This is a genomic window from Acidovorax soli (assembly GCF_014207955.1).
GTDB lineage: Bacteria > Pseudomonadota > Gammaproteobacteria > Burkholderiales > Burkholderiaceae_C > Acidovorax > Acidovorax soli_A.
Map to the genome: position 1 here is coordinate 84909 of NZ_JACHLK010000021.1, position 8646 is coordinate 93554.

At 67.0% G+C, this 8646-nt stretch carries 12 protein-coding genes; 2 read left to right on the forward strand and 10 right to left on the reverse strand.

What is annotated here, in order from left to right; translation table 11 throughout:
• Positions 1-28: 28 nt before the first annotated feature.
• The 10 genes from HNP48_RS31695 to HNP48_RS31740 form a co-directional block, all read right to left on the reverse strand.
• The gene (locus HNP48_RS31695) at positions 29-283 is read right to left on the reverse strand and encodes a DUF1799 domain-containing protein (protein WP_184864935.1); all 255 of its coding nucleotides are present in this window, start codon (positions 281-283) and stop codon (positions 29-31) included.
• A 62-nt stretch (positions 284-345) separates the two neighbouring features.
• On the reverse strand, positions 346-927 hold the full coding sequence (locus HNP48_RS31700) for a phage tail assembly chaperone (RefSeq protein ID WP_184864937.1): 582 nt from the start codon (positions 925-927) through the stop codon (positions 346-348).
• Between the two features lie 186 nt (positions 928-1113).
• Positions 1114-1755 carry a phage tail protein gene (locus tag HNP48_RS31705; protein ID WP_184864939.1) on the reverse strand — a complete coding sequence of 214 codons (642 nt, stop codon included), beginning with the start codon at positions 1753-1755 and terminating at the stop codon, positions 1114-1116.
• 597 nt (positions 1756-2352) lie between these two features.
• Positions 2353-2979, reverse strand: coding sequence for a hypothetical protein (locus HNP48_RS31710; protein ID WP_184864941.1), 627 nt, complete (start codon positions 2977-2979; stop codon positions 2353-2355).
• Between the two features lie 2 nt (positions 2980-2981).
• Positions 2982-3425 carry a hypothetical protein gene (locus HNP48_RS31715; RefSeq protein ID WP_184864943.1) on the reverse strand — a complete coding sequence of 148 codons (444 nt, stop codon included), beginning with the start codon at positions 3423-3425 and terminating at the stop codon, positions 2982-2984.
• Entirely contained in the window at positions 3422-3874 is a 453-nt protein-coding gene (locus HNP48_RS31720; RefSeq protein ID WP_184864945.1) for a hypothetical protein, read from the reverse strand. Before HNP48_RS31720 ends, HNP48_RS31715 begins: the two co-directional genes overlap by 4 nt.
• 28 nt (positions 3875-3902) lie before the next feature.
• Entirely contained in the window at positions 3903-4832 is a 930-nt protein-coding gene (locus tag HNP48_RS31725) for a DUF6475 domain-containing protein (protein ID WP_184864947.1), read from the reverse strand.
• Complete coding sequence (locus HNP48_RS31730; RefSeq protein ID WP_311773879.1) at positions 4819-6024, reverse strand: DUF1376 domain-containing protein; 1206 nt, start codon at positions 6022-6024, stop codon at positions 4819-4821. Before HNP48_RS31730 ends, HNP48_RS31725 begins: the two co-directional genes overlap by 14 nt.
• Entirely contained in the window at positions 6021-6203 is a 183-nt protein-coding gene (locus HNP48_RS31735; RefSeq protein WP_184864951.1) for a hypothetical protein, read from the reverse strand. Before HNP48_RS31735 ends, HNP48_RS31730 begins: the two co-directional genes overlap by 4 nt.
• Complete coding sequence (locus HNP48_RS31740; RefSeq protein WP_184864953.1) at positions 6203-6535, reverse strand: hypothetical protein; 333 nt, start codon at positions 6533-6535, stop codon at positions 6203-6205. The genes HNP48_RS31735 and HNP48_RS31740 overlap by 1 nt, the downstream gene beginning before the upstream one ends.
• Positions 6536-7065: 530 nt before the next feature.
• On the opposite strand from HNP48_RS31740, the gene HNP48_RS31745 reads away from it, so the two are divergent.
• Both HNP48_RS31745 and HNP48_RS31750 read left to right on the forward strand, forming a co-directional pair.
• Positions 7066-7716: a helix-turn-helix transcriptional regulator gene (locus HNP48_RS31745; RefSeq protein ID WP_184864955.1), complete on the forward strand. Its 651-nt coding sequence runs from the start codon at positions 7066-7068 to the stop codon at positions 7714-7716.
• A 13-nt stretch (positions 7717-7729) separates the two neighbouring features.
• A complete protein-coding gene (locus HNP48_RS31750; RefSeq protein WP_184864957.1) occupies positions 7730-8248 on the forward strand; it encodes a hypothetical protein in 519 nt (172 codons plus the stop codon).
• The last annotated feature ends 398 nt before the right edge of the window (positions 8249-8646 follow it).

The window sequence follows — 8646 nt, forward strand, 5'->3', positions numbered from 1 at the left end:
ACGTGACCAGGCGACCCGCAGGACTGCCTCAATCCCTGCTATTCATCTCTTCCAACGCCGCCCGCTCGATCACCTGCACATCCGCAAAGATCGCATCGCGCTCCGCATCGGTCTTGCCCCGGTGCAGGCGATCCAGCGTCGCAAACACCGCCGGGTAGTCGAGCCCCGTGGCCCCGCCCATGCCCACGCGCCACTGGGTGCTCACGCTGCAAAACAGCAGGCAGGCGTCCACGTGCTCGGGCCAGACTTCCACGTCCTGCTCGGGGAAGTCGCTTAACCGCATGCCCCAGGCGGCCAGCTCGGCCTCGTCGGGGGGCTTGTGGTAGGGCGCGCGGCCGATGGCCTTCAGTTTCCCAGGCGCAGGCCTTCGCGGGTTTCGTTGTAGGCCTTGAACACGGCCTCGGCGGCGCCGGGGTAGCTGTCGCACATGTCGACCAGGGCGTCCACGCCCAGGGGTTCGTCCAGGTCCCAGCCCGCAACGATCTGCACGATGAGCTCGGCGCTGTGCTTGGCGCGCAGGCTGGCGATGTCGCTTTCCTTCACGGGCTTGATCAGCGCGGTGATGGCGGCCTCCTTGGCGTCGGCGTCAGACGACAACACCACTTCGGCGCCATCGTTGGCGGCTTCGGCCGCAACCACTGCAGCCTTCTTGCCGGCGGGTTTCTTGGCCGCAGCAGCAACAGCAGCCACAGGCTTGCTCGCCTGCTCGGCGGCATAGGCCTGCTCGGCCTCCTGGCGCGCGGCGTCGAACAATGCCTGCACGGTCTTGCCGATGGCGTCGGCGTGCTGCTCGCGCATCTTGGCCCACACGGTGGAGGGCAGGTGGCGGGCGTCGAAGTTCACTTCGTCGAGCCCGTGCGGCGTGGGCACTTCCACCTTGAGTGCGAAGGACTTGGGGGTGGACTTGCCGATTACGAGTTTGGCCATGGTGTTGGTTCTTTCGAGGGAGAAACAGTCAACAAAAAAGAAAAGCCCGTGCCCAGCCCTGCCGCCCCCTCGAAGGAGCGAACAGGGCCGGGTCGGTGCAGAGGGTCATGCCCGCACGGCCAAAGCAAACGATGGCGGTGCAGGCGAAGGGAGAAGCAAGCAGGCGCCTCACGGCGCCTGTCGCGCTCAGTAGCGCGTGGGGCGGCCTTGCAGCGAGATGGTGGCGCGCACCTGCATCACGCTGCCCTTGGTCAGCGTGGGCGTTTCGTTGAAGGACACAAAGCCGTTGTACAGCAGCACAGCGCCGTTGGGCAGGGTGACCTTCAGCGCACGGATGGCGCGGGCTTCGCCGGCGGCTTTCAGGGCCTGGTAGCCGGGCAGCGAAGGGTCGTCGCCGATGCCGATCTGGATCGACTGGGCGCTGGTCACCGTGGGCAGCTGGCGTTCGTAGTCTTCTTCCAGGAAGGAGAAGTTGGCGAACTGCTGGTCACCGCCGCTGGTGGTGAACTCCAGGATCTGCGGGATCTGCGTCCAGGCCGTGATCTCGCGCAGGCTGCCCACGCCGGTACCGGCCGCAAAGCGGTTGGTGTCCGTCGTGTCGATGCCGGTCACGTCCAGCGCGTTGGTGGCCACGTTGGAGGCCTTGAACACGCGGTCGCTGATCTTCTGCCAGCCCGACTTGAGCTCGTAGAAGGCACCGTTGAGCAGGCCGTGCGCGGCCGAAGTGATGACGCCGGGGTTGGCGTTGGTGATGGCGGTCACGGTCTTGACCGAGCCGTAGGTGGTTGCAATGGCGATGGTTGCGCCGTCGGGCAGGGATACAGCCATGGAATGGGCCTTTCAGTGGAGATGTCGAAGTGACAACAGACAAACAAAAAAAAGCCGCACCAATCAACGACAGTGCGGCGGAAGTTCTGCGTGGCAGGTGGCAGGCGTATCTGCCCAGACAAGATCCGGGAGAGCGGCCTGCCGCGGGGCAGAGTGAACGGTGGGACAAGGGGTCAGGGCTGCGGCGGCAACTGCTGCTGTTTTTGCAACCACTGCTCCCAGGCCGTGATCGCGCCCTTGGCCAGGCGGATCAGGGTTTCGTGCAGTGCTTTGGTGGCAGGGCTCATGGGGCACCTCGAAAGATGGATGGATGTCTTTTGGCGCACGCCGCAACGCGCGCGCAGCGCAGGTGCGCCATGCACGGGGGCAGTGGGAAAAGAGGGAAAACAAAACCAGGGCTGCAGCCAACAAAGCAAGGCCGCAAAGCAAAAATCCCGCAGGGCAAACCATGCGGGATTCACAAAATCCAAGACGACAAACCACCCCAACTATCTACCGCAGTCGCTACAGGCGATGAGCCAGGCTGTGGCTGCGGGCATTCAACAGAGGGGCGACGGGCGAGAGGGTCAGCACCCTCTGCAATCGTCTGGTGCAATTCTAACCGCGATGCATGGAATTGTGCAAGCGTTTTTTCATCGACTGGTTGCGGCGGCTCACACAATCGTCCAGCATGTTGAGCGTGCGGCGGCCGTCCTGGCCCATGGGCTCGCGCGCCTTGCGGCTGCCGCCGCAGGCCTTGCACACACGCCCCAGCATGGGCGTGCCGGGCACCAGTGCGGCGCCGCGGCCCAGGCAGGCGCGGCAGGTGGGGTCGAGCCAATAGCACACGCTGGTACGCGCCAGGGTGCGTGCGTCGGCCAGGTGCTTGGCCGTGGCCCAGCGCTCCACGGCTTCGAGCACCTGGGCCAGCGAGCGCAGGCGGCCAAGCAGTTGCACGGCATCGGCACCGGCACCTGCATCTGCATCTGCACCCGGGTGGTTGCGGCGCTGGTGCGCCGTGCTGTCCTGCCTGAAGCGCGGCGCTGCCACGCTGTCCCACTCGCCGCGCAGGCGCATGAGCGCGCCGCCCAGCATGCCGGGCGACCAGCCCGCGGCGATCAGCACATCGGCATCGCCACGGCGATCGGGGTCGACCTTGAGGTTCGACGACGAGGTGCCCGCGCGGGTATAGGCTTCCTCCACGGTGCGGTAGGGGCTGTGGGTGGGGTCGGTGGTCATCAGCATGCTCATCCCTCGCATGGGTTGTTGTCGGTCTGGTTGGTGTTGTGGGTATCGGTGCGGTCGTTGCGGCCATCGTCGTTGGCGGCCTCGGGCGTGCGTGGCACCAGGCCGCAGCGCACGGCGTTGTCCTGCAGCGCCCGCAGGCGCCGGTACTCGGCCAGCACCACGGCATGGCCCTCCCTTGCACCCGCTGCACCGAACACGGCGGCCAGCTCGCCCTGGTAGGCATCGGTGTGGGCGCCCTCCTTCAGCGAGCGCCAGAACTGCGGGCCCTGCGCCAATGCGCGCACCTTGCAGCCGTGGCAGTGGGCGCGAAACAGCGGGCTGTGCGCGCGGGTCTGCGCGGCCTGGCACGCGGGGCACGGCTGCCCTGCCCCATCGCTGCGCAGCAGCGCGCAGACCACCGGCTCCGCGTTGCCGCGCAGGGTGGACAACAGTGCGGCGCTCATGCCCAGCCCTCCTCGACCATGGCGATCAGGCGCTGCAGCGTGGCGCGGTCCATGGTGGGCAAAATGAGCTGCAGCACGGCATCCACCGCCGCTGCGTAAAAGCGCTCGAAGGTGGGCTGGTCCATGGCCTCGTAGCGGATCGACCGCACCACCGGCACGGCCTTGCCCGTGCGCGGGTCGATGGCATCGTCGCAGTAGCCGGCGGCCAGCTTCACGGCCACCAGCGCGCGCTCGGCGGTGTCATAGACCTCGCTGTTTTCCGCCACCACCTGCAGCAGCGCGAACAGGCGGCGGTGCTGAGGGCCGTTGCGCGGGCGGCTCCATTCCATGCGCAGGCAGGTGCCGGGTTTCATCACCTCCAGCTTGCGCGTGAAACGGGCCCAGGCGTCCTGGTCGTCCGGCGTCGTTCCGCGCAGGCCTTCGGGGGATTTGATGAGCATGGCTTTCATGAGGGGTACATCCTTTCAGCGGTGGTGTTCAGTGCATGGGTGTCTGCGGGGCCTGCGCAGTGGGCTGGCGCACCCCGGTCGCGGCACGCAATGCGCCGGGCCGTGGGGGTGTTGCGGCGGCCGCCGCCAAGGGGCCTGCCGATGCCAGCGCGCGCAATGCAGCGCGGTCCATGGCGGGGGTTGTGGCGTGGGGTGGCCGCACGGTGATGGCTTGGGTGCTGCGGGGCCTGGGCAGTGGCGGCTGCGCTGCGGCGCGCGGTGCATCCAATGGCACACGCGCAGCCTCGTTCCCTGGCTCGACCTCACTGCGCGGCGCAGCCGGTGGCATGGAACCCGCTGCCGCGAGGGCCTGCAGCGCGTGAAAGCGCACCGCCGCCTTGCCCGCCGCATTGCCCCCGTCGTACACCAGGCGCGCGCGCTGTGCATTGCCAATGAATGCGATGCGCGGCGGCGGCAGGCCGACCTTGGCGTACTCGCTGTCGGGGCTGCGGTCACCACCCAGGCAGCGCGGGTAGTCGAAACTGCCGCGCCCGGTGTAGGCGCGGTGGCTTTCGCAAAAGCGGTGCTGCAGGTAGCCCAGCTCGCTCAGGTCGGTGCGGCACACCTTGGGCCAGCCGCCCAGGTCCTGCACGGCGGCGTGAATGGCGGGGTCGTCAAACACCACGTCGGTGTACGCGCCCACGCTGCCCATGGCCTCCAGCGTCTTGCCCCAGGCCAGGGCCGCGCGCTCGGCCGCCGTGCCGGCCAGAATGCGCACCACATCGGCCACGCGCGGCGCAAAGCGGCCGTGCTCGGCATCGGTGGCATGGCGCTGCATGGCCTGGCGGATCTGCGAGAGCTCGAACGGCTGGCACGCGTTCCACCACAGGTCCAGCACAAAGCGGCTGGCGTCCTGCCGGTAGTAGGCGAGCACATCGGTGATCAGCTGCGCAAAGGGCGCGCGTTCAGATGCTTGCATGGTGCGGTGGCTCCTGTACGTGGTGGGGTTGCGGGTGGTGGTTCGGTACTGGTGGTTGCGGCGACGCGGCGTGCACGGCCGCGTCGGGCGCCTGCAGCGCCCAGGCATCGGCCACGCTGCGGTTGCGCTGCTCCAGCGCCTCCTGCCGGTTGCCCGAAAGGGGCGGCGTGCCGGGTGCGCCGGCACGGCGCAGCACCGGGCCGCGCTGGCCGGCGGCGCGCAGGCACACGGCCTTCATGTACTCGGCCGGGTCTGCCGGGCGGGCCACGCAGGCAGCGCGCACGGCCTCGGCCACGGTGTCGCTGCCATGGTCCTTGCACAGCCGGCCGATGAAGCTGCCGCACTGCGCACGCGGCATGCCCGCCTGTGCCAGCAGCGACTTGCCTGCCGACCACAACGCGTCCCGCGCCAGGCCCTCGGCGGCATCGGCGACATCGATGCCAGCGTTGCCGCGCAGCGCCTCGGCGCTGGCCGTTGCGCCAGCAACGGGTCTGCGGGTTTCGCCAAAGAGATCCGTTCCGTCTCCGGTTCCATCTCCGTCTCGGTCTCGGCTCCGTTCCTTTCGGTTCCCTTTAAGGCCGGTTTCCGGTGGATGGCCGGTGGACGGGTGGCGGATTTCCGGCGGAAAGCCGCCATCGCCCGGCTGCTGCGCAACATGGCCATCGCCCTCGCCCGCAGGCGCCATGCCATGCGGGTAGGCACCGGTCTTCCACAGCGCCTGCGGCGGCACGCCCACGGGCGGCTTGCCCTCCTTGGCGCGCTTGGCGTTTTCCTTGCGCAGGCGGTCGCAGTATTTTTCGTAGGCGTACTTCTCCTTGGCAGCAAAGGCGGCAATCGCCTTCTCGGCCACCACGGGGTGGTACAGGCGCCCGTCCGCGCACTTCACAAAGCCGTGCAGCGCGGCAGCGCGCACCTTCTTCCATTCCTTGAGCACGCGGCCATAGCCGGCCAGGTTGGCCAACTCCACATCGTCATCGGGCAGCGAGGCCGCCGGCACCTGGTGCCAGGCCGCGCACCACAGCAGAATGCCCGCGCGGAACGCCTCGCCCTCGGCCGCCGCCGCAAATTTCGAATCGCGCAGCCGCCGCACATCCAGCTCCATGTACGGGAAGTCGCTCAGGTCGCACCCGGGCAAGGTCAGGGGCTCGGGCAGCGCTGCGCAGCCCTTCGTGCTGGTGCCGGTGCTGCTCACGCGCCCTCCTGCTGCGGCCATGCGGCATAGGCCTCGTTGAACTGCGCCCACAGCGCGGTGCCCGGCTCGTGGTGGTTGGCCTCGGCCAAGGGGATGTGCTGCGCAGCCGCCGATTGCGCTGCAGCGCGCAATACCTCGGGCGTCAGGCGCTGCAGGGTGTGGCCCATCAGCATCCCCATCACTGCCTCCAGTCGCGCGCAATGCGCCGGCTCTTGTCCAGGCTGGCCTGCGCCTGGGCGCGGCTCTCGATGCTGATGGCCCCCTGCACACGCGGCGCCAGGTCCACCACCCGCAGTCCGCGGCGGTTGAGCACCAGCACCTTGGTGGTGCCTTCCGTCGCCGCGCCACGGCTGTTGCCGCCGCATCGCGGTGCCACCGCATCATTGGCCGCTACGGCACTGCTGCGCGGGCGCAGCAACGCAAAGGCATTGGGCCCCGCTGTCTGCACGGGTGGTAGTGGTGGTGGTGTTGTTGTTGTGGTGGTGGTTGTTGTTGTTGTCGTCGATCGCATGGCTTCAGCGGCTCCTCACAAGGCGTACGGGCGCCCACGCTCCCGCAGGAGCGCACAGGTGGGCCCATCACAAAAAAAGAAAGAAAGAAACAAACAAACAAAAAACACCCGGCGCCGCGCAAGGCACAACAAAGCCGCGCAACGCAGCGCCGGGCAAGGTCCACGGCACCTGCTGCATCGGCGCCGCGGAAGGAGAAAACCAACAACCAGTCAGCCGCCCCCGGAGTCCGGGGCTCCGGTGCCAGGCACCAGGCTCCCCCGGGACCGGGGCAACATGCCGGCAAAGTCCACCGCCCCCTGTGTGAACACATGCAGCTCGTGCATGCGGTTTCGGGGCACAGCCCGGCGCCAGTGCGTGATGGCGCTGGGCGTCAGCCCAAAGTGCACTGCCACCGCCTTGTTTCGGCCGGGTTCGGCATCCAGCCAATCCGTGAATCTCATGGCAGCAAGTTTAGTTTTATCTAAACAAATAGTCAAGCACAAGCTAAAACAACTTGCCAAAAATTTAGCTACAGCTAAACTGCGCAGCCATGAGCAACGACAGCACCCGCCGCGCGGAATTCACCGCCTACTTCGAGAAGCACTTCGGCACCGACCGCCAGAGGTTCATGGACCAGTTCGGCGTGAGCAAGGGCCGCATGACCCAGTACCTGGACGAGGAAGAGGCCTTCGGCGAGCGCGCCGCCCTCAACCTCGAAAAGCGGGCCAACCTGCCCCTGGGCAGCATGTTCCCCTCGCTGCTGCGCGCCGGCAGCGAGGCCGCGCGCAGCCTCGCGCCCGAAGGCGTGCCCGTGGTGGGCACCGCGCAGCTGGGCGACGACGGCTACTTCTGCGAACTGCAGTACCCCGTGGGCCACGGCGACGGCCGCATCAACTGGCCCACGCGCGACCCCAACGCGTACGCCCTGCGCTGCCGCGGCGAGAGCATGAAACCGCGCATCCGCCACGGCGAGTTCGTCGTCATCGAGCCCAACCACGGCTTCATGCCCGGCGACGAGGTGCTGGTGCGCGAGCGCAGCGGCAAGGTCATGGTCAAGCAGCTGGCCTATGTGCGCGATGGCATGGTGCACCTCGATTCGGTGAACGAGGCGCATCCGCGGATCAGCATTCCGGAGGATGAGGTGGAGGTGATTCAGTATGTGGCGGGGATAGCGAAGTCGGCGTTGTGGAGCAATGACTGAGGCACTTCATCAAATGACGAAGTACACATGCATCGGCTTCGACATCCGCGTATGGCCCTGCGACGGCACTCCCCGCGTGGGTCTATCGGACTGGAGCCAGCACGATGTGATGCATGCCGCCATTGCCGCTCAGTTCGGGCTGCAGGAAAACCTGTACCAGTTGCTGCACATCGAGGATCAGGACACGCTGGAAGCGGTCATGGAGGCCGTCCGGGCCGATGCAGCATGCAACCTGATCGCCATCCAGATCCCCGAGCCCGTGGCTGCGTGGCAAAGCCAGCGTTTCGGGCACCCTGCAGGTAACCCCACCCTGTCGCTCGCGGGCTTTCGATGCATGGGTATCGACGTGGCGGATATCAATGGTTTCTTTTCCGTACTGTCCCTGGACCCCATCGCGAAGTTCAGGAAGTCGAGCGACCTGATCGATGAGCGCCATCTCAATGAAATTCTTCAAGCCGTTCAACTGGCCGGCTTTGCTGATCAAGGCCATGCACCCTGCTGTGCGGTGAGGATTTCTGCGTTGAAGATTTGATGTTCGCTGCATACCTCTGCTGAGGTCGAGAGCCGGGTCTTGGCTCGGCGGTTCTGTGCTGAGAAGCTGGGTATTCAATTGCGCCATGCCTCGTCGAAGGGCGGGAGCCGGGATGTGCGCCCGGCGGCGCAGTAACTTTCTCTTGGTCCGCCAAGAGAAAGTCACCAAAGAGAAGGCGGCCCCGCTGCCCGTGTCCCCCTCGCCGGTGGCGAGGGGGCAGCCTGCGATGCTCGAAGCTGGGGTGCGCCTCGGAACTCGCTTCGTTCTTCGAACTCCGCTCAAACATCTGCGGCGAGCCAGATGACGAAGCGTGTGTGTCCTTCGGCACACACGCCACCCCAGCTTCTGCGCTTCTCGGCACGGTCAGAAGGGGGTGGATACCGACACGGGCCATTGCT

Coding starts and splice junctions, on each gene's coding strand:
- HNP48_RS31695 (WP_184864935.1), bottom strand. CDS start 283: ATGCGGTTAAGCGACTTCCCCGAGCAGGACGTGGAAGTCTGGCCCGAG.
- HNP48_RS31700 (WP_184864937.1), bottom strand. CDS start 927: ATGGCCAAACTCGTAATCGGCAAGTCCACCCCCAAGTCCTTCGCACTC.
- HNP48_RS31705 (WP_184864939.1), bottom strand. CDS start 1,755: ATGGCTGTATCCCTGCCCGACGGCGCAACCATCGCCATTGCAACCACC.
- HNP48_RS31710 (WP_184864941.1), bottom strand. CDS start 2,979: ATGCTGATGACCACCGACCCCACCCACAGCCCCTACCGCACCGTGGAG.
- HNP48_RS31715 (WP_184864943.1), bottom strand. CDS start 3,425: ATGAGCGCCGCACTGTTGTCCACCCTGCGCGGCAACGCGGAGCCGGTG.
- HNP48_RS31720 (WP_184864945.1), bottom strand. CDS start 3,874: ATGAAAGCCATGCTCATCAAATCCCCCGAAGGCCTGCGCGGAACGACG.
- HNP48_RS31725 (WP_184864947.1), bottom strand. CDS start 4,832: ATGCAAGCATCTGAACGCGCGCCCTTTGCGCAGCTGATCACCGATGTG.
- HNP48_RS31735 (WP_184864951.1), bottom strand. CDS start 6,203: ATGGGGATGCTGATGGGCCACACCCTGCAGCGCCTGACGCCCGAGGTA.
- HNP48_RS31740 (WP_184864953.1), bottom strand. CDS start 6,535: ATGCGATCGACGACAACAACAACAACCACCACCACAACAACAACACCA.
- HNP48_RS31745 (WP_184864955.1), top strand. CDS start 7,066: ATGAGCAACGACAGCACCCGCCGCGCGGAATTCACCGCCTACTTCGAG.
- HNP48_RS31750 (WP_184864957.1), top strand. CDS start 7,730: ATGACGAAGTACACATGCATCGGCTTCGACATCCGCGTATGGCCCTGC.